A 26,134-nucleotide genomic window follows, 5' to 3' on the forward strand; every position below is an offset into this window, starting at 1 on the left:
GGCCGGTCCGGGTCAGGTCCGCTTGCGGAACCGGGCCACGGCCAGCGGCGCGAAGACTGCGGTGACGCCGACCGACCAGCCGACCACGATCAGCACGGAGTGCGTCAGCGGGCCGCCGTTGAGCAGGTTGCGGCAGGCGTCGGCGAGCGCCGACAGCGGGTTGTAGTCGGTGAAGGCCTGCAGCCAGCCGGGCATCGAGTCGGTCGGCGCGAAGATCGAGCTGCCGAACTGCAGCGGCATGATCACCAGCATCGCGACTCCCTGGACGGCCTGCACGCTGCGCAGCGCCATGCCCAGCAGCATCGAGATCCACACCATCGACATGCCGAACAGCAGCGACAGGCCGATGGCCGCCAGCAGCTCCAGCGGGCCGGTCTTCACCTCGAAGCCGAGGATCAGCGCGAAGACGATCAGGATGGTGAAGGAGAGCAGCGCCCGGCAGGTCTCCGCGACGATCTTGGAGACCAGGACGGCCGAGCGGCCGATCGGCAAGGTCCGGAACCGGTCCATCACCCCGGTCTGGAAGTCGCTGTTGAGGCCGGTGCCGACGGCCATCGCCAGGGTGATGCCGGTCTGGCCGAGCAGACCGGGGATCATGTACTGCTTGTACGAGTCCTGGTCGCCGGAGATCGCGCCGCCGAAGACGTAGACGAACAGCACGGTGAAGATGATCGGCATCAGCACGGCGTCGAACATCGACTCCGGGTCGGCCTTGATCCGCATCAGGTTGCGGCGGGTCAGCGCGCCGATGTGGCGGACGGTCGAGCGCAGGCCGATCCGCTGTTCGGGGCCGGCGGCCGGCGGGCGGACCGGGGCCGGGGTGAGGGTCGCGGTGCTCATGCGACGGGCTCCTTCACGAGGGTGGGGACGGCGTCGGCCGGGGCGGGCTTGCCGGTGATGGTCAGGAAGACCTCGTCCAGGCTCGGCACCTTGGTGTCGATCCCGGCGATGCCGAAGCCCCGGGTGCCCAGCACGCCGACCACGGCGGTCAGTTCGGCCTCGCCGGCGATCGGCACCGAGAGCAGCCCGGTGTCGGTGGAGAAGGTGGCGGCGGCGATGCCGCTCTCACGCAGGCAGCGGGCCATCTCGGGCAGCTCGGCCACGTCGACGGGGCGGACCTGCAGGGTCCGGCCGCCGACCTGGGCCTTGAGCTCGGCGACGCCGCCGGAGGCGATCACCTTGCCGCGGTCGATGACCGTCAGCTCGCTGGCGAGCTGCTCGGCCTCCTCCATGTACTGGGTGGTGAGCAGGACGGTCGCGCCTTCGGAGACCATCCGCTGCACCTCGTCCCAGACCTCGTTGCGGGTGCGCGGGTCGAGGCCGGTGGTGGGCTCGTCCAGGTAGAGGACCTTGGGCCGGCCCATCATGCTGGCGGCGAGGTCGAGCCGGCGGCGCATGCCCCCGGAGTAGGTCCTGGCGGTGCGCCTGGCGGCCTCGGTCAGCGAGAAGCGCTCCAGCAGCTCGGTGGCCCGGGCCTTGGCGTCCTTGCGGGAGAGGTCGAGCAGCCGGCCGATCAGGTAGAGGTTCTCGTAGCCGGAGAGCATCTCGTCCACGGAGGCGTACTGGCCGGTGAGGCCGATGGTGCGGCGCAGCTGCTTGGGCTGGCGCAGGACGTCGTACCCGCCGACGAAGGCGGTGCCGGCGTCCGGCTTGATCAGCGTGGACAGGACGCGGACCAGGGTGGTCTTGCCGGCGCCGTTGGGGCCGAGGACACCCAGCACGGTGCCCCGGCGGACGGTGAGGTCGACGCCGTCCAGGGCCTTGGTCTGCCCGTAGTGCTTGACGATGCCGCGGACCTCGACGGCGTTGCCCGTGTCGGCGGGAGCCCGGTCGTTCCGGGGGGTGGCGATTCGTGTCATGCCTTGAGACTGCCCGGTCCCACTGTCACGCCGCTGACAGCCTGCCGTCGTCACCGACAGCTCGCTGTCATCCGCCGCCGCCCGCCGCCGTCCCGCTCACAGATCGCTGTCGGGGGCCGGGGCGGCCGGGACGCACGGAGGGAGGTGGCGGGTCCGGTCCGGACCCGCCACCTCCCTCCGGGAGCGCCGTCACCCGGCCTGCGCTACTTGAAGGTGTGCTCCGGTGCGGGGAAGCTGCCGGCCGAGACCTCGGCGGCGAACTCGCGGGCGGCGTCGCCGAGCACGGCCCGCAGGTTGGCGTACTGCTTGACGAACTTGGGCACCCGGCCCGCCGTCATGCCGGCCATGTCCGTCCAGACCAGCACCTGGGCGTCGGTGTCGACGCCCGCGCCGATGCCGACGGTGGCGATCGCCAGCTCCTCGGTGACCTGCTTGGCGAGTTCGGCCGGCACGGCCTCCAGGACGACGGAGAAGGCGCCGGCCTGCTGCACGGCCTTGGCGTCACGCAGCAGTTGGTGCGCCGCCTCGTCGCCGCGCCCCTGCACGGGGTAGCCGCCGAAGGCGTGCACCGACTGCGGGGTCAGGCCGATGTGCGCCATCACCGGGATGCCGGCCTCGACCAGCAGCTCGATCGAGCGGGCGCTGCGCTCGCCGCCCTCCAGCTTGACGGCGCCGACGCCGGCCTCCTTCATCAGCCGGGCGGCGTTGTGCATGGCCTGCGCGGGGGACTCCTGGTACGAGCCGAACGGCATGTCGGCGACGACCATGGCGCGCTTGGTGCCCCGGACGACGGCGGCGGAGAGCATCACCATCTGATCCATGGTCACCGGCACGGTGGTCTCGTAGCCGAGGTGGCAGTTGCCGGCGGAGTCGCCGACCAGCAGCACCGGGATGCCGGCCTCGTCGAAGACACCGCCGGTCAGCGCGTCGTACGCGGTGAGCATGGACCACTTCTCGCCGCGCTGCTTGGCGGCGGCGAGGTCGCGGACGGTCACGCGGCGGTTGGTGACGCCCCCGTAGAGGGTGGCGGTGGACGCCTGGGTCGGGGCAGGCGCGGGCGAAGAAGCGTTCATCGAACAGGCTCCTGAAAGGGTTGTCGTCTCGTGGCGCCGTACGGCGTCCCCGGATCCCCTCCATGCTTGCACGGCTCGACGCGAGCGCAAAGAGGCGTGCGTCCCGTGGTGTGCGATCTCCGGCACACCGGGCCGGGGCGGGTGCGGGCATACCGCCCCCGGGTCTGTCGCGGGCCGGCCGGACGGGGGTGTCCCGGGCCCGGCGGGGCGGGCTGTGCCGACCGGATGTTTGCCATGAGTTTACGATACGGGCTCGTCTCGTATCGAAACCGGCGCTACGCTGTCCGAGGGGGTTGCGAGACGTCTTCGTCTCGTAAATTCCCGCCAGTGTCGAACACGTAGGGACGGGAACACCGATGACCACCGCAGCCGCGCCACCCCGAGTGCCGGAAGCCATCCACCGCCGCCGCTGGGCGATCCTGGGCACCCTCGTGCTCGCCCTGCTCGTCGTCGTGCTCGACAACTCCATCCTCAACGTGGCGATGAAGACCATCGCCACCCCCGCTCCGACCGGCCTCGGCGCCAGCCAGAGCGACCTGGAGTGGTCGATCAACTCCTACACCCTGGTCTTCGCGGGCCTGCTGTTCACCGCCGGACTGCTCGGCGACCGCTTCGGCCGCAAGAAGTCGCTGCTCGCCGGCATGGTGGTGTTCGGCATCGGCTCGCTGCTCTCCGCGCTGGCCTCCTCGCCCGGTGAACTCATCTCCTACCGCGCCGTGATGGGCCTCGGCGGCGCCTTCGTGATGCCGGCCACGCTGGCCATCATCATGAACGTCTTCGAGCGCTCCGAGCAGCCCAAGGCGATCGGCATCTGGGCGGGCGCGGTCGGCCTGGCCATCGCGGTCGGCCCGATCACCGGCGGCCTGCTGATCGAGCACTTCTGGTGGGGCTCGGTCTTCCTGATCAACGTCCCGATCGTGCTGGTCGCGCTGGTGGCCATGACGCTGCTCGTCCCCGACTCCAAGGACCCGCGGCCCGGCCGGCTCGACCCGGTGGGTGTGCTGCTGTCCATCGTCGGCCTGGTCGCGCTGATCTACGGCATCATCAAGGGCGGCGAGCTGGCGGACTTCACCGCCCCCGGGGCCTGGGTGCCGCTGCTCGTCGGCCTGCTCGCGCTGGCCGCCTTCGTCCTGCACGAGAAGCGCACCGACCACCCCGCGCTGGACGTCGGCTGGTTCCGCAACAAGGTGTTCAGCGCCTCCGTCACGGTCATCGGGCTGGTCTTCTTCGCGCTGATGGGCGTCTCCTTCTTCGGCGTCTTCTACATCCAGAGCGTGCGCGGCTACAGCGCCCTGATGGCCGGCGTGCTGATGCTGCCGCTGGCCGTCGCCCAGCTGCTGTTCGCCCCCCGGGCCCGCCTGGTGGTGGACCGCTTCGGCGTCCGGGCCACCTGCGCGGCCGGCATGGCGCTGATCACCGCCGCCTTCGTCGGCTACCTGGCGCTCGACGCCGACACGCCGATCTGGGTGCTGGTGGCCATCGGCTTCGTGATGGGCACGGGCATGGCGCACGTGATGCCGCCGGTGACCGTGGCGATCATGTCCTCGCTGCCCCGGGAGAAGGCCGGCGCCGGTTCGGCGCTCAACAACACCTTCCGCCAGGTCGGCGGCTCGCTCGGGGTCGCGGTGCTCGGCGCGGTGCTCTCCACCGTCTACCGGACCGGCATCTCGGACCGGCTCGACCAGCTGCCGGCCGGCCTGCGGGACAAGGCCGGGGAGTCGCTGGAGGCCACCTTCGCGGTGGCCGGCAAGCTCGGCCCCGACGGCGCCGGACTGATCGAGCCCGCCAAGGACTCCTTCATCCACGCCATGCACGTGGTCGCCGGACTGTCGGCCGGTGTCACCGCGGCCGGCGTCCTGCTGGCCTGGTTCCTGCTGCCGGCCAAGGTGCCCGGCGGCCCGGCCGCCGCCCCGCAGCCGGTCCGCCCGCTCGCCCCCGAGTCGGCCGACGCCTGATCCGCCCCGCCGGCCGCCCGGCCGGCCGCACCGCGGCCGGCGGCCTGCCGGAGCTTTAGCCGGTAGGTGGAGAATGGGCCCTGTCCCCCCGGCGGGGGACAGGGCCCGCACCCCGTGCGGGCCGCGGCCACCGGCGGGGCCCCCGGGTCGCGCCGGGGCGCCGGGACGGTTCCGCCGCACCGGCACCGTGGCGTACCGGCACGGTGGCGTACCGGCACGGTGGCGTACCGGGCGGCCGGCGCACCGGGGGCCGCCGCGTACCGAGGAAGAAGGAAGAGCGGGGATGGAGACGGACAGCAGGGCGGCCACGGCGGAGCACGAATGCGCCTACTCCCCGGGGGAGTCCTGCGACGCGCCGCGCCGGGGGCGCCCGCGCAGCGAGGCCGCCGAGCAGGCCATCTTCGCCGCGGTCGAGCAGCTGATGGAGGGCGGGGCGAGCCTGTCCCAGCTGTCCGTCGAGGGCATCGCCGCGGCCGCCGGGGTCGGCAAGGCCACCATCTACCGGCGCTGGCCGAACAAGGAGGCCCTGCTGGTCGACGTGGTCGCCCGACTGGAGGCGCCCGAACCGCAGCTGACCGGCGGCGGCGTCCGCGCCGACCTGGTCGAGGTGATCGACTACATGCGCCGGCGCGGGCTGGCCAAGCGCTCGCGCTGGGTGCTCAAGGCCGCCCTGGGCCAGATGAGCAGCTGGCCGGAGCTGCACGCCGCGTACAAGAAGCGGGTGCTGCAGCCCCGCCGCGAGCTGCTGCGGTCGATCATCCGCCGGGGGATGGCGCAGGGCGAGCTGCGCGCCGACCTGGACGAGGACCTGCTCGCCGAGATCCTGCTCGGTCCGATCCTGGTGCGCACCGTGCTCTGGGACGACTCCGACCTCAGCGACCCGCGGCTGGCCGAGACCATGGTCGACGTGCTGCTGGCCGGGGTGGCGGCCCCCGGGCCGGCCGCCCCGTAGCCTGCGGCCGTGGCCAGTCTCACGAAACCGTGCCGCGCCGGAACCCCGGCGCGGCACCGTCGCGTCTGAGCCGTCATAGGCTGAGCCGAGAATCCGACAAAAACGGCATCGGCCCGCACGGCCACCGGCAGCAAGGCCGGTACGGCGACGAACGAACGAGGGGCCAGGCATGGCGCAGGCGGACAGGGCAGCGGCACCGGCGGACGACGCCGTGGAGCGGGGCGCCGACACGTCGGGCGGGGGATCGGGCGTCCGGCGCGGCCGCGGCTGGAGCCTCGGCCGGGACGACCGGGGCCGCTCCGGCTGGCGGCGCGGCTGGATCCTCGCGCTGCTCGCCGTGCTCACCGCGGCCCTGCTGGCCTTCCACTCCCAGGTGCCCAACAGCGTCGGCAACCTCGGCAGCCTGCTGGAGACCTTCCTGCCGTGGGTGGGCCTGGCCGTCCTGGTGCTGCTGCCGCTCGCCCTGTGGCGGCGCTCGGTGTCGGCCCTGGTCGCGCTGCTGGTGCCGACCCTGGTCTGGCTGAACCTGTTCGGCGGCCTGCTCACCGACAAGGGCAGCGGCAAGGGCGACTTCACCGTCCTCACCCACAACGTGGCGGCCGCCAACAGCGACGTGCCGGGCACGGTGAAGCTGCTGAACGACTCCGGCGCGCAGATCGTCGCGCTGCAGGAGCTGGCCGGCAAGCCGCTGCGCAGCTACGAGAGCGGGCTGGCCGAGGCGTACCCGTTCCACGTGGTGCAGAACACCGTCGGGCTCTGGTCGAAGTTCCCGATCGGCGGCGTGGCCGTGGTGGACATCAAGATGGGCTGGACCAGGGCCTTCCGCGCCCAGGTGACCACCCCGCAGGGCCCGGTCGCGGTGTACGTGGCGCACCTGCCCTCCGTACGGGTGAAATCCGAGGGCGGCTTCACGGCCGAGCGCCGGGACGTCAGCGCGCAGGCGCTGGGCGACGCGGTGCAGGCCGAGCCGCTGAAGAAGGTCCTGCTGCTCGGCGACCTCAACGGCACCATGAACGACCGGAGCCTGGCTCCGGTCACCTCGCAGATGCGTTCCGCGCAGGGCGCGGCCGGTGACGGCTTCGGGTTCAGCTGGCCGGCCTCGCTGCCGATGGCCCGGATCGACCAGATCCTGAGCAAGGGCGGCCTGAAGCCCACCGACTCCTGGGTGCTGGCCTCGGACGGCAGCGACCACCGCGCGGTCGCGGCCGCCTACCGCTACCAGTAGGCCCGGCTGCCGGCCGGCCCCGCTGCCGGTGGGTCCGGCGCCGCGCGGCGCCGGACCGGTGGCTCAGCCCCGGCGCCAGCCGTTGGTGATCGGCAGCCGGCGGTCGCGGCCGAAGCCCTTGGGGGAGATCTTCGGGCCCGGCGGGTACTGCCGGCGCTTGTACTCGGCGGTGTCGACCAGCCGCACCACCCGGTCCACCACGGCCGGGTCGAAGCCGGCCGCCACGATGGCGTCCCGGCCCTGGTCGCCCTCGACGTAGGCGTCCAGCACGGTGTCCAGCAGGTCGTAGTCCGGCAGCGAGTCGGCGTCGACCTGATCGGGGCGCAGCTCGGCGGACGGCGGCTTGTCGATGGTGTTCTCCGGGATCGGCGGCACCTCGCCGCGCTCCTCGGCCACCTCGTTGCGCCAGCGGGCGAGGCGGAACACCAGCGACTTGTAGACGTCCTTGATGGGCCCGTACGCACCCACCGAGTCGCCGTAGAGGGTGGAGTAGCCGACCGCCAGCTCGCTCTTGTTGCCCGGGGCGAGCACGAGGTGCCCCTCCTGGTTGGAGATCGCCATCAGCAGGGTGCCGCGCAGCCGGGACTGCAGGTTCTCCTCGGCGAGCCCGGTCAGCCCGACCGCGTCCAGGTAGGCGTCGAACATCGGGGCGATCGACACCGTACGGAAGTGCAGCCCGGTGCGGCGGGCCAGCTCGGCGGCGTCGTCGCGGGAGTGCTGTGAGGAGTACCGGCTGGGCATCGAGACGCAGTGGACGTTCCCGGCGCCGAGCGCGTCCACCGCGATCGCGGCGACCAGCGCCGAGTCGATGCCGCCGGACAGGCCGACCAGCACCGAGCGGAAGCCGTTCTTGCGCACGTAGGCGCGGGTCCCCTCGACCAGCGCGGCGTAGATCTCGGCCTCGTCCGCCAGCGGCTGCGCGATCTGCGGCGCGAGCGGCCCGGCGGGGCGGCCGGTGATCGCGCCGCCCAGTTCGGTGCGGACCAGCTGCAGTCCGTCGCCGAGCACCAGGCCGTCCGTGTGGTCCGAGGCCTCCGGCAGGTCCAGGTCGACCAGCAGCAGCGCCTCCTCGAACTGCGGCGCCCTGGCCAGCACCTCGCCCTCGGCCGAGACCACGATCGACTGCCCGTCGAAGACCAGTTCGTCCTGCCCGCCGACCAGGTTGACGTACGCCAGCGGGCAGCCCGCCTCGGCGGCCCGGCGCCGCACCAGGTCCAGCCGGACCTCGCCGCGGCCGCGCTCGTACGGCGAACCGTTGATCACCACGAGCAGCCCGGCGCCCACCTCGGCGGTCGCGGCGACCCGGCCGCCGTCCTGCCAGATGTCCTGGCAGATCGCCAGCGCCACGTCCACGCCGTGCAGGTTGACCACCGGCAGCTGGTTGCCGGGGGAGAACCAGCGGTACTCGTCGAAGACACCGTGGTTGGGCAGGAAGTGCTTGGCGAAGCGGCTGACCACCTTGCCGCCGTGCAGCACCGCGGCGCAGTTCTGCGGCGACCCGGCCGGGCGGTCGGTCGCGTGGTACGCGGCCTCGGAGCGCCCCAGGTACCCGACCACCACGGGTACCCCGCCGAGCCCCTCGCGCTCCAGCCGGGCGGCCAGGTCCACCAGCGCGGCCCGGGAGGCCTCCACGAAGGACCCGCGCAGCGCGAGGTCCTCGACCGGGTACCCGGTGAGGGCCATCTCGGGGAGGGCGACCAGCTGGGCGCCGGCCTCGGCGGCCTGCCTGGTCCAGTGCACCACCGCCTCCGCGTTGCGCGCGAGGTCACCGACGGAGGGGTCGGTCTGGCACAGGGCGAGACGGAGATTCGGCATGGCCCGAGTGTAATCGTCTATCTGACGCTATGTCTCGGGCGGGTGCTGCCCCGACGGGTTCCGCACGACGCGCCCCGATGATGGCAGCACCCGACCAGGTGTCGGATTTCCGGTGGTGATCCGCCATGATGGGGGCAGCCGCTTTCGAGCCGCGTCCGGCGTAACACGAACGTAAAGAGCAGAGGTGAGACTGTCCCCATGGGCAAGCAGCAGGAGTTCGTGCTTCGTACGCTCGAAGAGCGTGACATCCGTTTTGTCCGGCTGTGGTTCACCGACGTGCTCGGGTTCCTGAAGTCGGTCGCCGTGGCTCCGGCGGAGCTGGAACAGGCCTTCGAGGAGGGCATCGGTTTCGACGGCTCGGCGATCGAGGGCTTCGCCCGGGTCTACGAGTCCGACATGATCGCCAAGCCGGACCCGACCACCTTCCAGATCCTGCCCTGGCGCTCCGAGACCCCGGGCACCGCGCGGATGTTCTGCGACATCATGATGCCGGACGGCTCGCCCTCCTACGCGGACCCGCGGTTCGTGCTGAAGCGCACCCTGGAGAAGGCCTCCAGCCTCGGTTTCACCTTCTACACCCACCCCGAGATCGAGTTCTTCCTGCTGAAGAACCTCCCGGGCGACGGCACCGCGCCGATCCCGGCCGACCAGTCCGGCTACTTCGACCACACCCCGCGCGGCGTCGGCCACGACTTCCGCCGCCAGGCCATCACCATGCTGGAGTCGATGGGCATCTCGGTGGAGTTCTCCCACCACGAGGGCGCCCCCGGCCAGCAGGAGATCGACCTGCGCTACGCCGACGCGCTCTCCACCGCCGACAACATCATGACCTTCCGTCTGGTCATGAAGGAGGTCGCGCTGGAGCAGGGCGTGCACGCCAGCTTCATGCCGAAGCCGTTCTCCGAGCACCCCGGCTCCGGCATGCACACCCACCTCTCGCTCTTCGAGGGCGACCGCAACGCCTTCCACGAGTCCGGCGCCGAGTACCAGCTCTCCAAGACCGGCCGCTCGTTCATCGCCGGCCTGCTGCGGCACGCCGCCGAGACGGCCGCCGTCACCAACCAGTGGGTCAACTCCTACAAGCGGATCTGGGGCGGCTCGCAGCGCACGGCCGGCGCCGGCGGCGAGGCCCCCTCGTACATCTGCTGGGGCCACAACAACCGCTCCGCGCTGATCCGCGTCCCGATGTACAAGCCCGGCAAGCAGGGCTCCACCCGGGTCGAGGTCCGCTCGCTGGACACCGGCTGCAACCCTTACCTCGCCTACGCCGTCACCCTGGCGGCCGGCCTGAAGGGCATCGAGGAGGGCTACGAGCTCCCGGCCGGCGCCGACGACGACGTGTGGGCGCTCTCCGACTCCGAGCGCCGCGCCATGGGCATCCAGCCGATGCCGCAGAACCTCGGCGAGGCCATCGACCTGATGCAGCGCAGCGAGCTGGTGGCGGAGACCCTCGGCGAGCACGTCTTCGACTTCTTCCTGCGCAACAAGCGCCAGGAGTGGGAGGAGTACCGCTCCGAGGTCACGCCGTTCGAGCTGCGCAAGAACCTCCAGGTGCTGTAACCGCAGGTCAGCACCCTTACCAGGGCGAGTGAACTCCCCGGGCCGGCGGGTCCCCACCGTCGGCCCGGGGGTCTGTTCACCCGCCCTGGGCCGTCCGTGGGCCGTCTTCGCGCCTCCGGAGCGGGCCGACGGCCGGTATCCGCCTCGGTCCGCCGGTCGCCCGGCGGGTTCAGCGCGGTGGTGGCGCCGCGCCGGCCGGGCTGACCCAGACGGCGTGCAGCCGGTCGTTCATCCGGAAGGACAGGATCAGCCGTCCGTCGCGCCGGATGGACTCGGTGACCAGTCGGAGCGCGTCGGGCCGGGTGAGGAAGTGCCGGAAGGCGTCGGTCTGCACCGGGCCCAGCGGCAGCGGCCGGAGGGACTCCCAGAGTGCGGCGAGCGCCTCGGACAGCTCGACGAAGGTCGCCGGGCCGCTCACGTCCTCGATCTCGACCACCACGGGTCCGCCGTCGGTGCTGCTCATCGCCGTGCTCCTGCCGGTCATCGGATCGCCCCTCCCGTCTCGTGACCGCGGCGGGCCGCCTTCGCGACCCTGCCCGGCCTGCTCCGGTGCCACCGGTGGCCGGGCCGGGCCGCCCGCTGCCGGGATCGCCCGCGCCGTCGGCCGGCTGACGAACCCTCGCGGCGGCCATCGCGGCCCGGCCACCGTGACCATTCGTAGCCGCGCCGCCGTCGGATTGCCGCCCGCGGCGCTTTCTCGGCGGAACGACGCGAGGCTCCGGCCTCCGGGACCATGTCCCGCAGACCGGAGCGGCTCGGCGCCGGCGATCGGTTGTCCTCCGTCGCCGGGTCGTTCACCGTCAGGCCGTCCGCCGACGGGCCGTCCCCTGTCGGACGGTCGCCGCCGGGTCGTTCACCGCCCGGCCGTCGGCCGTCGGCCGTCGGTCGTCAGGCCGTCAGCCGTCCGACGCTCGCCGGACGAAGGGCCGCGGCGGGTGCCGGTGACGGTCCGGTCACCTCGGCCTGATGATCGACAGCGAGTCGATGGCGAGGGTGACGGGTTCGTCGGTGGCGGGCGCGGCATGGAAGTTGCCGTTGTTGATGGACAGGCTGAGGACGGGGTAGGAGACGAAGTCGGGGCCGACGCCCACATGGTCCTCGTACGCGGCGGTGAGGTTGTCGGGGTCGGTGCCGACCAGCCAGGTGACGTTGTCGGCGCCGAGCTCCGCGCCGACGTAGACCCACTGGCCGGGGCCTATCTCGGGGGCGGTGTAGAGGACGTTGCTGTGGCCGGTGTGGTTGGCGAATTCGAGGCTGTCGGTGCGGTCGCTGTGCCATTCGAAGATGTCGAGCTCGTTGCCTCCCTCACGCCAGGTCCACAGGGCGGGCCAGGCGCCGGAGCCGGTGTCGGGCAGTCGGACGTGGGCGAGGATGGTGTCGCCGGTGCGTACTTCGGCGAGGTTGCCGCCGGAGTCGCAGGAGTCGCCGGTGGTGATCAGGCCGGTGTTCCAGAGCCCGTCCGGCCGGCGGGTGGCGGTGATGGTGAGGTAGCCGTTGTCGGTGCTGAGCGCCGAGGTGGTGAGGTGGTCGAGCTTGGCGTCGTTGGAGTTGCTGACGCACTGCGCGTAGGCGGCGGTCTGCCAGCCCCAGTCGTGGCCGCGGCCGACGGACAGGTCCTCGAAGGTGTCGCTGAAGACGATGTCGCTGCGGGCGCGCTGGTCGGCGTGCGCGAGGGTTCCTGCCTGGGTGGCCGCGGTCGCGCCGATCAGGGCGAGGGCCAGCAGTTGGCGGGTGGGCTTCATGATCGTCGTCCTCCTGGGGAGGCTCGGCATGGTCGGTCCGGCTCGGTGGCGGCCGGTGTCCGTCCACTCACGATCCATGACGGCACGGCGGTGCGCCCGCGCGCTGCTCCGACAGGACGAACCGGATCCGGAGGGCCGCTGCCGTGTCCGTTCCTTCGGCGGTTTCCGGGCGTCACGCTATCAGTAAGCAAAGCGGTGGCGCGGTTCCGGAAATTCGGACGGGCGTTCCTTTGTTCGGCCCGCGGCCGTGAATATTGTATTCATGGCTGGGCTGCTCGGCCGGCGGAGTGATAATGCGAACCGTTGGGGTGGAAATCCGCGCCGGAAATGGATAGTCGTTCCGGGATTTGCGACTCTTCTTTTGCGGGGATCGGCCCGTCAACCAGGAGGTCGAGTCTCCAATGAATCGCGGTGGTTCGGTGGCCGTCGTGCTCGGCACGCGGCCCGAGATCGTCAAACTGGCCCGCGTGGTACGGGGCCTCGGGGAACACGGCCGACTGGTCTACACCGGGCAGCACTACGACGACACGCTCTCCGGGAGCATCTTCCGCGGTATGAACCTGCCCGCTCCGCAACTGCGGCTCGGCGGAATCGGCGGAATGCCGCGCGGCAAGCAGATCGGCGCGATGATTTCCGCACTCTGCGACGCGTTCACCCTCGACCCTCCGCGTGCGGTCGTCGTTCAGGGCGACACCAACTCGACCTCGGCCGGCGCACAGGCCGCGCAATACTGCGACATCCCGGTGATCCATGTCGAGGCCGGACTGCGTTCACGCGACCGGGCGATGCCGGAGGAGATCAACCGGCAGGTGGTCGGCGTGCTCGCCGAACTGCACTGCGCGCCCACCGAGGTCGCCGCGGCCAACCTGCGGGCCGAGGGCGTACCGCCGTCCCGGATCCGCGTCACCGGCAACACCATCGTCGAGGCCGTCACCGACTCGCTGCCCGGCCCCGAGGAGTCCCGGGCGATGCTGCGCCGGTACGGCGTCCCCGACGACGGCTTCGTCCTGGTCACGCTGCACCGGCCGGAGAACACCGACGACCCGCACCGGCTGCGGCTGATCCTGGCCGAACTGGAGAAGCTCGGCCTGCCGGTGCTCTTCCCCGTCCACCCGCGCACCCTGCGGCGGGCCGAGGGCTTCGGCCTGAGCCGCACGCTGGCCGGCCTCGGCGCGGTCGACCCGGTCGACCACCGGGCCTTCCTCGGCCTCGCCCGGCACGCCCGGCTGCTGGTCTCCGACTCCGGCGGCGTGCAGGAGGAGTGCACGGTGCTGAAGAAGCCGCTGATCGTCCTGCGCAACAGCACCGAACGGCCGGAGGCGATCGAGGCGGGGTTCGCGACCCTGCTCCGCCCCGGACCGGACCTCGGCCGGGTGGCGCGCGAGTACATCGCCGACGCCACCTTGGCGGCGCGGCTGGCCGTGCGTCCCTCGCCCTACGGGGACGGGCGCGCCAGCGAGCGCATCGTGGAGCTGGCGCTGGCCCTGGCCGGACGGCCGGCCCGCACGCCCACCCCGCACACGTCGCCGGCCCACCACGGCCCTTCCGCCGCCCCCCGAGGGGCAGTGGCGGCGGACGCCGTCCCCCCGGTGGCTTCCCCCGTCCCATCCCTGTAAACGGAGGCAATCCATGTACCGACCCCACCACCACCACGCCGGCGGGGCCCTCGCCGCCACCGGCGCCGCGACCGGCAACCAGACCTTCCAGATCCTGCTGGTCGCGCTGCTGCTGTTCGTCGGTGGTGTCCTGCTGCTGCGCGTGTCCCACCTGCGCAGGAACGACTGACCCCGGTTCCTCGGCCCTGCCCTGTGCCGCAGCACCGGACCGCTCGACGCGGGCCGGTGCTGCGGCATCTCTGCTGACATCAAGGACCCACCGTGACTGACGGCAAGTACGCGCTGATCGACCTGGCGATGGCGCTGTCGCTGCTCTTCTCCCTCATGTTCGTCTGCTACGTCGTGTGCCTGGTGGTGCCCTTCGTCCGGCACAAGCCCCGCCCGTCCGGCGACGCGGACGACTTCCGGTGGCACTTCTTCATCCCCTGCCGGGACGAGGAGGCCGTCATCGGCGACACCTTGGCCTACCTGCGCCGGCACTTCCCGTCCACCCACCTGTGGGTCGTCGACGACGACTCGGACGACGCCACCGGTGGGATCACCGCCGCCCGGCAGGCCGCCGACCCGTACGTGCACCTGGTGCAGCGGCGCCGGCCGGACGCCCGGACCGGCAAGAGCGAGGCGCTGAACGCGGCCTACCGCGCCCTGGTCGGCTGGCTGCCCGCCGACGCCGCCTTCGAGCAGATCGTGGTCGGCGTCTTCGACGCGGACGGCCACCCCGAGCCCGGCGGACTCGACGTGATGGCGGCGGGCCACCTGTTCGGCGACCCGGTGGTCGGGGCCGTGCAGTGCGAGGTCCGGATGCGCAACCGGGACGAGCGCCGGCCCGTCCCGGACGGCGGCCGGCTGCGGAACCTGGCCGCCCGCACGCTGGTCCGCCTGCAGGACCTGGAGTTCCGGACCACCACCGCCGCCGTCCAGATGGCCCGCCGGCACACCCGGACGGTCGGCATGGGAGGCAACGGGCAGTTCACCCGGCTCTCCGCGATGCGCGCGATCACCGAGGGCGGCAGCGGGCCCTGGCGCGGCGCCCTGCTGGAGGACTTCGAGCTCGGTCTCGACCTGATGCTCGACGGCTGGCGCACCGCGTACACCACCGACACCTCGGTCGACCAGGAAGGCCTGTGGAGCCTGCGGCGGCTGATCACCCAGCGCACCCGCTGGGGGCAGGGCAACATGCAGTGCACCCGCTACCTGGCCCGGGTCTGGCGCTCGCCCAAGCTCAGCCACTCCGGGGTCATGGAGATCTCGTACTACCTGCTGCTGCCGTGGTTCCAGGTGTCCGCCTCGCTGCTCTTCCCGGTGCTGCTGTTCTGGTTCGCCCGGGGCATGGTGCAGAGCGACGGCGGCTTCCTCGGGGGCGGCGGCTGGGGCCTGTTCATCGGCGCGGCCCTCGGGATCACCCAGTTCGCCATGTGGGGGCCGATCTACCGCTGGCGGTGCGAGCGCGGGGTCGGGTTCTGGAGCAGCCTCGGCTGGGGGCTGGCCTACGCCTTCTACATCTACATCTTCTACGTCACCGCCTGGCGGGCGCTGGCCCGGATCGTCACCGGGCGCGGCCAGTGGGCCAAGACCCGGCGCAACGCCGAGCTGCGGGTGGAGGGGCCGACCGCCATCGAGTTCTGACCCCCGCCCGGGCCGGCCGCCGCGCACCGACGGCAACGGGCCGGCCGCGCAGGATTCGCCGGCCCACCCGCGCGTCCGCCGGCCCGCTCGCCCGTCCGGATGTCCGCCCGGCCCGCCCGGGCCGGGCGGACCCGCGCGGAGCAGCAGACCCCGCACCGGCGCCGTAGGCTGACAGGTCGTACGGATGTTCACGGGTACCCGCGTACCGGAGGGGCGATGGCAGTGGAGGAACGCACCGGCAGCCGGGTCAGCCGGCCGGAGATAAGGCTGGTCCGCCGAGGGTTCACCGACCCCGGCGCGGCCCTGCGACTGCTGGCCGGGCCCGGCCTCGGCGCCCTCGCCGACGATCCGGTGCTGCTGGACGCGCTCGGCGCCACCGCCGACCCCGACCTCGCGCTGCTCGGCCTCGCCCGGCTGCTGGAGACCCTGGACGCGTCCGAACAGCACACCCTGCGCGACACCCTCACCACCTCCAAACCGCTGCGCGACCGCCTGCTCGGCGTGCTGGGCGCCTCCGCCGCGCTCGCCGAGCACCTGGCCCGGCACCCCCGGGACTGGCACGCGCTGGTCACCTTCGAGCAGCAGGACATGCACCCCGGCAGCGAGGACTTCCTGCGGGCGCTGTACGACGGCGTCTGGGGCTGCGGCCCGCGCGAGGGCGCGCCGCAGCCCCGCGGGGACCGCGGCGACCTGCTGCGGGTCGCCTACCGGCGCTGCCTGCTCGCCATCGCCGCCCGCGACCTCACCGGCACCACCGATCTCGCGCAGACCGCCGCCGAACTCGCCGACCTGGCCGGCTCCACCCTGCAGACCGCCCTCGACATCGCCGCCGGGGAGGACCCGCAGGCCGCCCGGGCCTGCCGGCTCGCCGTGATCGGCATGGGCAAGTGCGGCGGGCGCGAACTCAACTACGTCTCCGACGTGGACGTGATCTTCGTGGCCGAGCCCCGCGAGGGCGTCGAGGAGCACACCGCCGTGCAGTCCGCGACCCGGCTCGCCGCCCGGGCCATGCGGCTCTGCTCCGACACCACCGGCGAGGGCACCATCTGGCCGGTGGACGCCAACCTCCGCCCGGAGGGCCGCAACGGGCCGCTGGTGCGCACCCTGGCCAGCCACCTGGCGTACTACCAGCGCTGGGCCAAGACCTGGGAGTTCCAGGCGCTGCTCAAGGCCCGCCCGGTCGCCGGGGACGCCGAACTCGGCGCCGCCTACACCGAGGCGCTGGCCCCGATGGTCTGGCAGGCCGCCGCCCGGGAGAACTTCGTCGCCGACGTGCAGCAGATGCGCCGCCGGGTGATCGACTCCATCCCCGCCACCGAGATCGACCGCCAGCTCAAGCTGGGCCCCGGCGGCCTGCGGGACGTCGAGTTCTCCGTCCAGCTGCTCCAGCTGGTGCACGGCCGCGCCGACCGCACCCTGCGCAGCGGCAACACCCTGGAGGCCCTCGCCGCACTGTCGGCCGGCGGCTACGTCGGCCGGGCCGACGCCGCCTCGCTGGACACCGCCTACCGCTTCCTGCGCAGCCTGGAGCACCGGATCCAGCTGCACCGGCTGCGCCGCACCCACCTGATGCCCAAGGACGAGGCGGACCAGCGCCGGCTGGCCCGCTCGCTCGCCCCGCTGATCAACGACGACACCCGGGCCGACCCGGTGGCCGCCCTCCAGCGGGAGTGGAAGCGGCACGCCGTCGAGGTCCGCCGGCTGCACGAGAAGCTGTTCTACCGGCCGCTGCTGGACGCCGTCGCCGAACTGCCGGCCGGCGCCGCCGGGCTCAGCCCGCAGGCCGCCCGGGAGCGCCTGGAGGCGCTCGGCTACGCCGACCCGGCCGCCGCGCTGCGCCACCTGTCCGCGCTCGCCTCCGGGGTCAGCCGCAAGGCCGCCATCCAGCGGACCCTGCTGCCGGTGATGCTGGGCTGGTTCGCCGAGTCCGCCGACCCGGACGCCGGGCTGCTCAACTTCCGCCAGGTGTCCGACGCGCTCGGCCGCACCCCCTGGTACCTGCGCCTGCTGCGGGACGAGAGCGCCGCCGCCGAGCAGCTGGCCCGGGTGCTGTCGGCCGGCCGCCTCGCCCCCGACCTGCTGCTGCGCGCCCCCGAGGCGGTCGCCATGCTGGGCGACCCGCAGGGCCTGGTGCCACGCGGGCGGGCCGCCCTGGAACAGGAGATCCTGGCCGCCGTCGGGCGGGCCTCGACCTCGGCCGCGGCCGTCGCGGCGGCCCGCTCGGTGCGCCGCCGCGAGCTGTTCCGGACGGCGGCCGCCGATGTCCTCGGCCGGCTCGCGGAGGACCCGGCCGAGGCGCTGGACGTGGCCGGCGAGGCGCTCACCGCGCTGAACACGGCCACCCTGCAGGGCGCGCTGCGGGCCTGCGTGGCCGGCTGGGAGGCGCAGAACGGCGCTCTGCCGACCCGGATCGCGGTGATCGCGATGGGCCGGTTCGGCGGCCGCGAGCTGGGCTACGGCTCCGACGCCGACGTGCTCTTCGTCCACGAGCCGGTGCTCGGCTCGCTGGAGGAGGACGCCGCCCGGGCCGCCCACGCCGTCTGCAACGAACTGCGTACGCTGCTCGGCGCCCCGTCCACCGAACCGCCGCTGCTGGTGGACGCGGACCTGCGCCCGGAGGGCCGGCAGGGCCCGCTGGTGCGCACCCTCGCCTCGTACACGGCGTACTACAAGCGGTGGTCGCACGTCTGGGAGAGCCAGGCGCTGCTGCGGGCCGAACCGGTCGCGGGGGACGCCGGCCTCGGCGAGCGGTTCCGGCAGCTGATCGACCCGATGCGCTACCCGGGGACCGGCGTGCCCGAGCGTGACCTGGTGGAGATCCGCCGGATCAAGGCCCGGATCGAGTCCGAGCGGCTGCCGCGCGGGGCCGACCCCACCACGCACACCAAGATCGGTCGGGGCGGGCTGGCCGACGTCGAGTGGACCGTCCAGCTGCTCCAGCTCCAGCACGGCCACCGGCTGCCCGAGCTGCGCACCACCCGGACCAGGGCCGCGCTGGCGGCGGCCGCCCGGGCGGGCCTGGTGGACGAGGGCGACGCCGCCGTGCTGGACGCGGCCTGGGTGCTCGCCTCGCGGGTGCGGGCCGCCGTGATGCTGGTCCGCGGCCGGCCGGGCGACAGCTTCCCCGGGGACGCCCGGGAGCTGGCGGGGGTGGCCCGCTACCTCGGCTACGGCGCCGGCCACAGCGGGGAGCTGGTGGACGACTACCGGCGGGTCACCCGGCGGGCCCGGGCGGTGGTGGAGCAGGTCTTCTACGGCTGAGCGCCGGGGAGCGCGGGCGCCGACGCCTCGGCGCCCGCCCGCGGAGCGCCGCTCAGCGGCGGCCGGCGACGGCGGTGGGCGCCGTCCACTGCTCGGGCACCGTGACCGGACGCTCGTCGCCCTCGCGGGCGGGTGTCCGGGGCAGCTGGTAGGCCCACACGTGGTAGACCAGGCGCGCCACCAGGAAGCCGACCGACAGGCAGACGACGCCGCCGACGGCGTCCATCCAGAAGTGGTTGGCGGTCGAGACGATGACCACCAGGGTGGCCAGCGGGTAGAGCACGCCGAGGGCCCGTACCCAGGCCCGGCGTGCCAGGAAGAAGATCGCCAGTCCGCACCAGAGCGACCAGCCGATGTGCATCGAGGGCATCGCGGCGTACTGGTTGGACACGTGCGCGGCGGGGCCGGAGGCCATTGAGCCCCAGGTGTCGTGGATCTTGACGGTGTCGATGAACCCGCCGTCCGTCATCAGCCGGGGTGGCGCCAGGGGGAAGAAGTAGAAGCCGACCAGGGCGATGCCCGTGGTCACGAACAGCACCGTGCGTGCCGCCGCGTAGCGGCCCGGATGCCGTCGGTAGACCCAGACGAGCACACCTATGGTGACGATGAAGTGCAGCGTCGCGTAGTAGTAGTTCATCCCGACGATCAACCACGTGACGGAGTTGACCCCGTGGTTCACGGCACGCTCGACGCCGGCCCCGAGGGCCCGCTCGAAGTGCCAGATCCACGAGGAGTGCAGCTGCGCGGTGGTCGCGTGCTCGGGGACGGCGTTGCGTACCAGCGAGTACAGCCAGTAGCTGACACCGATCAGTGCGAGCTCGAACCAGAGCCGGGGCCTCGCGGGCGAGCGGCGCTGCTCGCGGACCCTGCTGCGGATGGCCGCCGAGCGGCTCTGGGCGGCGCGGGTGGCTCCGTCCGGCACCCGGCCCGTTCGGGCCTGGCCTGCGACGGAACCGCTCTGCTGCGCCGCGCCGGGGCGCCGGGCGCCTGCTGCGTGGTTCTCGGTCGGTTCCCCCATGGACGAGAAGTCTGCCAGACGAGCCGTAGCCGTCTGCTCATCCTGTGGTCGTGGATTCTTCACCGGATGTCCCCCCAAGGGGTGAGGGGGTGGGTCCCACCGGGGTAGGGGGTGGTGCTGGTGGTGTCTGTGAAGACCGGAGGGACGGACATACGTCCCATTGTTACGCGATCGCGATCTAGGAGTCTAAGCGGGGGGTGGGCGGTGAACGGGAGCGGCCCGGGGGAGGGGGGCGCCCGTTCCGGGGGAGGCGCCGGATGCGGGTGCTCGCCCCGGCTGCGACCCGGGGCCGGCCGGCGGTCCGGCGGCCCGCCGGAGACCCGCAGGGCCCCGGCGGGCGGCGAATCCCGCCCACGGACGTCCCGACCCTCACCGGGAATCCGTGCGGTGCGGGCCCCGCTCCACCGGCGGCCGCCCGTCCTTGTGCGACGGGTCGGGGCACTCCGGGAGAACCGGCGGTGGTGGTGTGTACGGCGGGGCGCGCGGTAATGACTCTGGAGGGTCCCGGCGGGGCGGGTCAAGGGGTCGGTGGAAACAATTTCTGCATCTTGCTGAAACATCTTTCAACCACTAGCGTCCACGCCACTTGATGGCGCTCGGACGGCCTGTCGGCCGTGAGGTGCCCCATCCCGCCTGCCCGCCCCAAGGGAGCCCCTTCGTGGCCGACGTCCAGCCCCGCCCGCAACGGAGCACGACCACCTACCGCAGACCCGGCCGCGCGGCCGTCCTGCTCGCCGCCTCGCTGATCGCGGCCACCCTCGGCAGTGCCGCGCCGCTCGCGGCCGCCGCCACCCCGCCGGCCCCGCCGTCGGACGCCTCGCTCGCCGCATCGGCCGCACGGCACGACCTCACCCGCGAGCAGTTCTACTTCGTCCTGCCGGACCGGTTCGCGAACGGGAACACCGGCAACGACACCGGCGGCATCACCGGCACCCGGCTGGACAACGGCCTCGACCCCGCCGACAAGGGCTTCTACCACGGCGGCGACCTCGAAGGCCTGATCAAGCAGCTCGACTACATCCAGAACCTCGGCACCACCGCGATCTGGATGGCGCCGATCTTCAAGAACAAGCCCGTCCAGGGCACCGGCGACAACGCCTCGGCCGGCTACCACGGCTACTGGATCACCGACTTCACCCAGGTCGACCCGCACTTCGGCACCAACGAGCAGCTCAAGGAGCTGATCGCGAAGGCGCACGCCAAGGGCATCAAGGTCTTCTTCGACGTCATCACCAACCACACCGCCGACGTCATCGACTACGCGCAGAAGCAGTACACCTACCGCTCCGAGGGCGCCTACCCGACGCTCGACAAGGACGGCGCGCCGGTCGACGAGACCGCCGCCGCCGACGCCGGCACGGCCTTCCCCAAGCTCACCAAGAACTCGTTCCCGTACTCGCCGACCTTCAACAGCGCGGCCGACGAGAACGCCAAGACGCCGGCCTGGCTGAACGACCCCTCGCTCTACCACAACCGCGGTGACTCCACCTTCGTCGGCGAATCCGCCACCGAGGGCGACTTCTCCGGCCTGGACGACCTCGACACCCAGAACCCGCAGGTGGTCAAGGGATTCGAGAAGGTCTACCAGACCTGGGTCAAGGACACCGGCGTCGACGGATTCCGGATCGACACCGTCAAGCACGTCAACATGGCCTTCTGGCAGCAGTGGGCGCCCTCGCTGAAGGAATTCGCCGCCAAGCAGGGCAACAAGAAGTTCTTCATGTTCGGCGAGGTCTACTCCGGCGACCCGGCGATCACCTCCCCGTACGTCACCAAGGGCAAGCTGCAGGCCACCCTGGACTTCCCGTTCCAGAACGCCGCGCGCACCTACGTCTCGCAGGGCGGCTCCGCAAAGGCGCTTTCCGACGTCTACGGCCAGGACTACCGCTACACCACCGCGGACACCGACGCCTACGAACTGCCGACCTTCCTCGGCAACCACGACATGGGCCGGTTCGGCAGTTTCCTGCGCAGCGACAACCCGAACGCCGACGCCGCCACGCTGCTGCAGCGCGACCGGCTCGCGAGCGAACTCCAGTTCCTCACCCGCGGCCAGCCGGTCGTCTACTACGGCGACGAGCAGGGCTTCACCGGCGCGGGCGGCGACAAGGACGCCCGGCAGGACATGTTCGCCTCGAAGACCCCGTCCTACAACAGCGACCCGGTGATCGGCGGCGCCGCCGGCGCCGCCGACCGCTACGGCAAGGACGGCGCCCTCTTCACCGGCATCGCCGACCTCGCCGCGCTCCGCAAGGCGCACCCGGCGCTCGCCGACGGCGCCCAGATCGAGCGGTACGCGGCGGACGGCGCCGGCGTCTACGCCTTCTCCCGGATCGACGCCGGCCAGCAGGTCGAGTACGTGGTCGCGGTCAACAACTCCACCGAGCCGAAGACCGTCACGCTGGACACCTTCTCGGCCGGCCAGACCTTCGACCGGCTCTACCCGGCGGCCGGCGGCCAGACCGTCAGCGGCGCCGACAAGAAGATCTCCGTCGTCGTCCCGGCGCTCTCCTCGGTGGTCTGGAAGGCCGCCGGCAAGCTCGCCCCGGTCGCCGCCGCGCCGCAGATCACCCTGCGGGCCCCGGCCGACGGCTCCACCGGCACCGTCACGGTCGGCGCCGACCTCGACGGCGGCGGCTTCAACCGGGTCTCCTTCGCCGCCCAGGTCGGCAACGGCCCCTGGCAGGTGCTCGGCACCTCCGACAACGGCAGCAACAAGGTCACCCAGGACCTCGGCGCCGTCGCGCCCGGCACCGTGGTGCGCTACAAGGCCGTCGTCCAGGACTCCAGCGGCCACCTCCGCTCGGCCACCGGCGGCTTCACCACCGGCACCCCGGCGCCCACCCCCGCCCCGAGCGCCACCGCCCGGCCGTACGCGATCGTCCACTACCAGCGCGGCGACAAGAACTACGACGGCTGGAACCTCTACGCCTGGGGCGACATAGCCGAGGGCGAGAGCACCACCTGGCCCGCCGGGCACGCCTTCACCGGCCGCGACGCGTACGGCGCCTTCGCCTACGTGAAGCTGAACAGCGGCGCCTCGGACGTCGGGTTCGTGGTGGAGAACAACGGCACCAAGGACGTCGACGGCGACCGGCACATCGACGTCGGCGCCACCGGCGAGGTCTGGATCAAGGAGGGCGACCCGACCGTCCGGACCACCAACCCGGGGCCGGCCGACACCCAGCCCGCCGACACCGCGGTGATCCACTACCACCGGGCGGACGGCAACTACGACGGTTGGGGCCTGCACGACTGGACCGGCGCGGCCACCCCCACCGACTGGGGCAACCCGCTGATGCCCGTCCGCAAGGACGCGTACGGCGCGGTCTTCGAGGTGCCGCTCGCCGCCGGGGCCACCAGCCTGAGCTACATCATCCACAACGGCGGCGACAAGGACCTGCCCTCCGACCAGTCGCTGGACTTCTCGGTCAGCGGCCACGAGGTCTGGCTGATCGGCGGCCAGGAGGGGCACCTGCTGCCGCAGAGCGCCACCACCGGCGCCCAGCTCGACCTCGGTTCCGCCAAGGCGCAGTGGATCGACGCCACCACCGTCGTCGTCCCGGCCAACTTCGGCGCCGCCGACGGCGCCCTGGCCGGCGGCACCAGCGCCCAGCTGGTCTACGACCCCGAGGGCGGCCTCAAGGTCGACAAGGGTGTGCTGAACAAGGACGGCCGCTGGCTGCGGCTGGAGCAGGCCAAGGGCGGCCTGACCGCCGCCCAGAAGGCCAAGTTCCCGCACCTGGCCGGCTACCGCGCCTTCACCGTCGACGCCCGCGACGCCGGCCGGGTCACCGCCGCGCTGCGCAGCCAGCTGGTCTTCACCGAGCACCTGCCGTCCGGCGCCACCCTGGCCGCCACCGGCGTGCAGGTCCCCGGCGTGCTGGACGACCTGTACGCGGCCAAGGCCGCCAAGGCCGACTTCGGCCCGCAGTACTACAACGGCAAGGTCGCGCTGTCGCTCTGGGCGCCGACCGCCACCGAGGTCTCCGTCCAGATCTTCGACGGGCCCACCGGCGGCACCCCGAAGACCGTCCCGCTGAAGCTGGACGACGAGACCGGCGTCTGGGAGCTGGTCCGCGACGCGGGCGAGCTGAACGGCAAGTACTACCTGTACCAGGTGAAGGTCTGGGCGCCGAGCGTCCAGCAGAACGTCACCAACCTGGTCACCGACCCGTACTCGGTGGCGCTGTCCACCGACTCCAAGCGCAGCCTGGTCGCCGACCTGGACGCCAAGGACCTCAAGCCCAAGGGCTGGGACAACCACGCCCTGCCGAAGGCGATCCCGGCCGGCCAGCAGCAGATCCAGGAGCTGCACGTCCGGGACTTCTCGACGGCGGACACCACCGTGCCGGCCGCCGAGCGCGGCACCTACCTGGCGTTCACCGAGTCGCAGTCGGCCGGCATGCAGCACCTGCGCGACCTCGCCAAGGCGGGCGTGACCACCATCCACCTGCTGCCGACCTTCGACATCGCGACCATCCGGGAGAACCGCGCCGACCAGAAGCTGCCCGCCTGCGACCTCGCCTCGCTGGCCGCCGACAGCGAGCAGCAGCAGGAGTGCGTGGCGGCCGTGCAGGCCGACGACGCGTACAACTGGGGCTACGACCCGCTGCACTACAACGTGCCCGAGGGCTCGTACGCGACGGACCCGAACGGGACGGCCCGGACGGTGCAGTTCCGGCAGATGGTGCAGGCGATGCACGAGGCCGGCCTGCGGGTGGTCCTGGACGTGGTCTACAACCACACCGCCGCCGCCGGCCAGGCCGAGCACTCTGTGCTCGACAAGATCGTGCCCGGCTACTACCAGCGGCTCGACGCCGCCGGCAAGGTCACCACGGACAGCTGCTGCGCGGACACCGCGCCGGAGCACGCCATGATGAACCGCCTGGTCGTGGACTCGGTCACCACCTGGGCCCGCGAGTACAAGGTGGACGGGTTCCGCTTCGACCTGATGGGCCTGGACCCGAAGTCCACCATGCTGGACGTGCAGGCCGCGCTGCGGAGGATGACGCCGGCCTCGGACGGCGTCGACGGGAAGAACATCTTCCTCTACGGCGAGGGCTGGAACTTCGGCGTGGTCGCCGACAACGCCCGCTTCGTGCAGGCCAGCCAGCTGAACATGGGCGGGACGGGCATCGCCACCTTCGACGACCGGGTCCGGGACGCGGCGCGCGGCGGCAACTACCAGCTCTCCTCCGCCCCCCAGCAGGGTTTCGCCTCGGGCCTGTTCACCGACCCCAACGGCTCGGCCGACAACGGCACGCCCGAGCAGCAGAAGGCCCGGCTGCTCCACCAGATGGACCAGATCAAGGTGGCGCTGACCGGCAACCTGGCCGGCTACTCCTTCACCGACAGCGCCGGGAAGACCGTCACGGGAGCCGGGGTCGATTACAACGGCTCCCCGACCGGGTACGCGGCGAAGCCCGGCGAGTCGGTCGAGTACGTGGACGCGCACGACAACGCCGACCTGTTCGACGCCCTCGCGTTCAAGCTGCCGGCCACCACCTCGCCGGCCGACCGGGCCCGGATGCAGGCGCTGGCACTGTCGCTGACCACCCTCAACCAGGGGGTGGGCTTCGCCCAGGCGGGCAGCGACCTGCTGCGCTCCAAGTCGCTGGACGCCAACTCCTTCGACTCCGGCGACTGGTTCAACTCGATCCGGTGGGACCCGGCGCAGGGCAACGGCTGGGGCCGCGGGGTGCCGATGGCCGCCGACAACAAGTCGATGTGGCCGGTCTCCAAGTCGCTGCTGGCCAACCCGAACCTCAAGGTGGGCAGCGCCGACATCGCCTCGGCCACCGCGATCTACCAGCAGCTGCTGAAGATCAAGCAGTCCTCCCCGCTGTTCGCGCTGCCGACCGCGGCCGAGGTGCAGCAGCGCCTGTCGTACCCGCTCTCCGGCACGGCCGGTGAGACGCCGGGCGTGATCACCCTGCACCTGGACGGCACCGGCCTGAAGGGCGCGGAGAAGGGCATCACGGTGGTCTTCAACGCCACGCCCGATGTCCAGAAGCAGAGCGTGGCGGCGCTGAAGGGCACTCAGCAGGCCCTGCACGCCGTCCAGGTGGGCGGGTCGGACCAGGTGGTCAAGGCCTCCGGATTCGACGCCGGTACGGGCACGTTCACCGTCCCCGCACGCACTGTCGCGGTGTTCGTGCAGCGCTGACGGACCGGTTGTCGGGAGCGGCCCCGCGTCACACCCCCGGGTGTGACGCGGGGCCGTTCGTCGTGCTCCGCCGATGGGGCGGGAGCGGTGGGGGAGGGCGGTCGTGACCCGTGCACCGACCCCCTGCCGGGGCGATCCGGTGCCCGGCGGGGGTCGCGGGGGGCTTCCGGGCCCGCCTTCCGGGTGTCCGGATGGCGCTTCGGATGGCTGAAAATCGTCGGTGGCACGCCGTTCGCTGTGACGTGCCGGGGGCGGTCGGCGCT

General features: G+C 72.5%; 16 protein-coding genes. 9 read left to right on the forward strand and 7 right to left on the reverse strand.

The features are described 5' to 3' along the window. Positions 1-12: 12 nt before the first annotated feature. The 3 genes from OG689_RS29045 to panB form a co-directional block, all read right to left on the reverse strand. Positions 13-840, reverse strand: coding sequence for an ABC transporter permease (locus OG689_RS29045; protein WP_266323810.1), 828 nt, complete (start codon positions 838-840; stop codon positions 13-15). Beyond that, positions 837-1,859: an ATP-binding cassette domain-containing protein gene (locus OG689_RS29050; RefSeq protein ID WP_266323811.1), complete on the reverse strand. Its 1,023-nt coding sequence runs from the start codon at positions 1,857-1,859 to the stop codon at positions 837-839. Before OG689_RS29050 ends, OG689_RS29045 begins: the two co-directional genes overlap by 4 nt. A gap of 203 nt (positions 1,860-2,062) precedes the next feature. Beyond that, the gene (panB, locus tag OG689_RS29055) at positions 2,063-2,932 is read right to left on the reverse strand and encodes a 3-methyl-2-oxobutanoate hydroxymethyltransferase (protein ID WP_266323812.1); all 870 of its coding nucleotides are present in this window, start codon (positions 2,930-2,932) and stop codon (positions 2,063-2,065) included. Between the two features lie 356 nt (positions 2,933-3,288). Between panB and OG689_RS29060 the strand changes: the two genes are divergently transcribed. The 3 genes from OG689_RS29060 to OG689_RS29070 all read left to right on the forward strand — a co-directional run bounded on the left by OG689_RS29060 (position 3,289) and on the right by OG689_RS29070 (position 7,064). Continuing rightward, positions 3,289-4,887 (forward strand): MFS transporter, encoded by a 1,599-nt coding sequence (locus OG689_RS29060; RefSeq protein WP_266323813.1) that lies wholly within the window; start codon positions 3,289-3,291, stop codon positions 4,885-4,887. 283 nt (positions 4,888-5,170) lie between these two features. Further along, complete coding sequence (locus OG689_RS29065; protein ID WP_266323814.1) at positions 5,171-5,839, forward strand: TetR/AcrR family transcriptional regulator; 669 nt, start codon at positions 5,171-5,173, stop codon at positions 5,837-5,839. A gap of 169 nt (positions 5,840-6,008) precedes the next feature. After that, complete coding sequence (locus tag OG689_RS29070) at positions 6,009-7,064, forward strand: endonuclease/exonuclease/phosphatase family protein (RefSeq protein WP_266323815.1); 1,056 nt, start codon at positions 6,009-6,011, stop codon at positions 7,062-7,064. 63 nt (positions 7,065-7,127) lie between these two features. On the opposite strand, the gene OG689_RS29075 is transcribed toward OG689_RS29070, so the two are convergent. Further along, positions 7,128-8,879, reverse strand: coding sequence for an NAD+ synthase (locus OG689_RS29075; RefSeq protein ID WP_266323816.1), 1,752 nt, complete (start codon positions 8,877-8,879; stop codon positions 7,128-7,130). Between the two features lie 198 nt (positions 8,880-9,077). Between OG689_RS29075 and glnA the strand changes: the two genes are divergently transcribed. Beyond that, the gene (gene glnA / locus OG689_RS29080) at positions 9,078-10,439 is read left to right on the forward strand and encodes a type I glutamate--ammonia ligase (RefSeq protein ID WP_266323817.1); all 1,362 of its coding nucleotides are present in this window, start codon (positions 9,078-9,080) and stop codon (positions 10,437-10,439) included. Between the two features lie 169 nt (positions 10,440-10,608). On the opposite strand, the gene OG689_RS29085 is transcribed toward glnA, so the two are convergent. Beyond that, positions 10,609-10,902: a hypothetical protein gene (locus tag OG689_RS29085; protein ID WP_266323819.1), complete on the reverse strand. Its 294-nt coding sequence runs from the start codon at positions 10,900-10,902 to the stop codon at positions 10,609-10,611. A gap of 490 nt (positions 10,903-11,392) precedes the next feature. After that, complete coding sequence (locus tag OG689_RS29090; protein WP_266323820.1) at positions 11,393-12,181, reverse strand: beta-glucanase; 789 nt, start codon at positions 12,179-12,181, stop codon at positions 11,393-11,395. A 401-nt stretch (positions 12,182-12,582) separates the two neighbouring features. On the opposite strand from OG689_RS29090, the gene wecB reads away from it, so the two are divergent. The 4 genes from wecB (at position 12,583) to OG689_RS29110 (ending at position 18,684) form a co-directional block, all read left to right on the forward strand. Next, the gene (gene wecB / locus OG689_RS29095; RefSeq protein WP_266323821.1) at positions 12,583-13,797 is read left to right on the forward strand and encodes a non-hydrolyzing UDP-N-acetylglucosamine 2-epimerase; all 1,215 of its coding nucleotides are present in this window, start codon (positions 12,583-12,585) and stop codon (positions 13,795-13,797) included. 13 nt (positions 13,798-13,810) lie between these two features. After that, positions 13,811-13,966, forward strand: coding sequence for a hypothetical protein (locus OG689_RS29100; protein WP_191293368.1), 156 nt, complete (start codon positions 13,811-13,813; stop codon positions 13,964-13,966). A gap of 92 nt (positions 13,967-14,058) precedes the next feature. Continuing rightward, positions 14,059-15,423, forward strand: coding sequence for a glycosyltransferase (locus OG689_RS29105; protein WP_266323822.1), 1,365 nt, complete (start codon positions 14,059-14,061; stop codon positions 15,421-15,423). 216 nt (positions 15,424-15,639) lie between these two features. Beyond that, positions 15,640-18,684: a bifunctional [glutamine synthetase] adenylyltransferase/[glutamine synthetase]-adenylyl-L-tyrosine phosphorylase gene (locus tag OG689_RS29110; RefSeq protein ID WP_266323823.1), complete on the forward strand. Its 3,045-nt coding sequence runs from the start codon at positions 15,640-15,642 to the stop codon at positions 18,682-18,684. A gap of 52 nt (positions 18,685-18,736) precedes the next feature. Here the strand turns inward: OG689_RS29110 and OG689_RS29115 are convergent, their stop codons facing one another. After that, positions 18,737-19,702: a phosphatase PAP2 family protein gene (locus tag OG689_RS29115; protein ID WP_266323824.1), complete on the reverse strand. Its 966-nt coding sequence runs from the start codon at positions 19,700-19,702 to the stop codon at positions 18,737-18,739. A gap of 658 nt (positions 19,703-20,360) precedes the next feature. Between OG689_RS29115 and pulA the strand changes: the two genes are divergently transcribed. Beyond that, positions 20,361-25,871 (forward strand): pullulanase-type alpha-1,6-glucosidase, encoded by a 5,511-nt coding sequence (gene pulA / locus OG689_RS29120; protein ID WP_266323825.1) that lies wholly within the window; start codon positions 20,361-20,363, stop codon positions 25,869-25,871. Positions 25,872-26,134: the final 263 nt, after the last annotated feature.

The sequence above is a fragment of the Kitasatospora sp. NBC_00240 genome, from assembly GCF_026342405.1.
Classification (GTDB): domain Bacteria; phylum Actinomycetota; class Actinomycetes; order Streptomycetales; family Streptomycetaceae; genus Kitasatospora.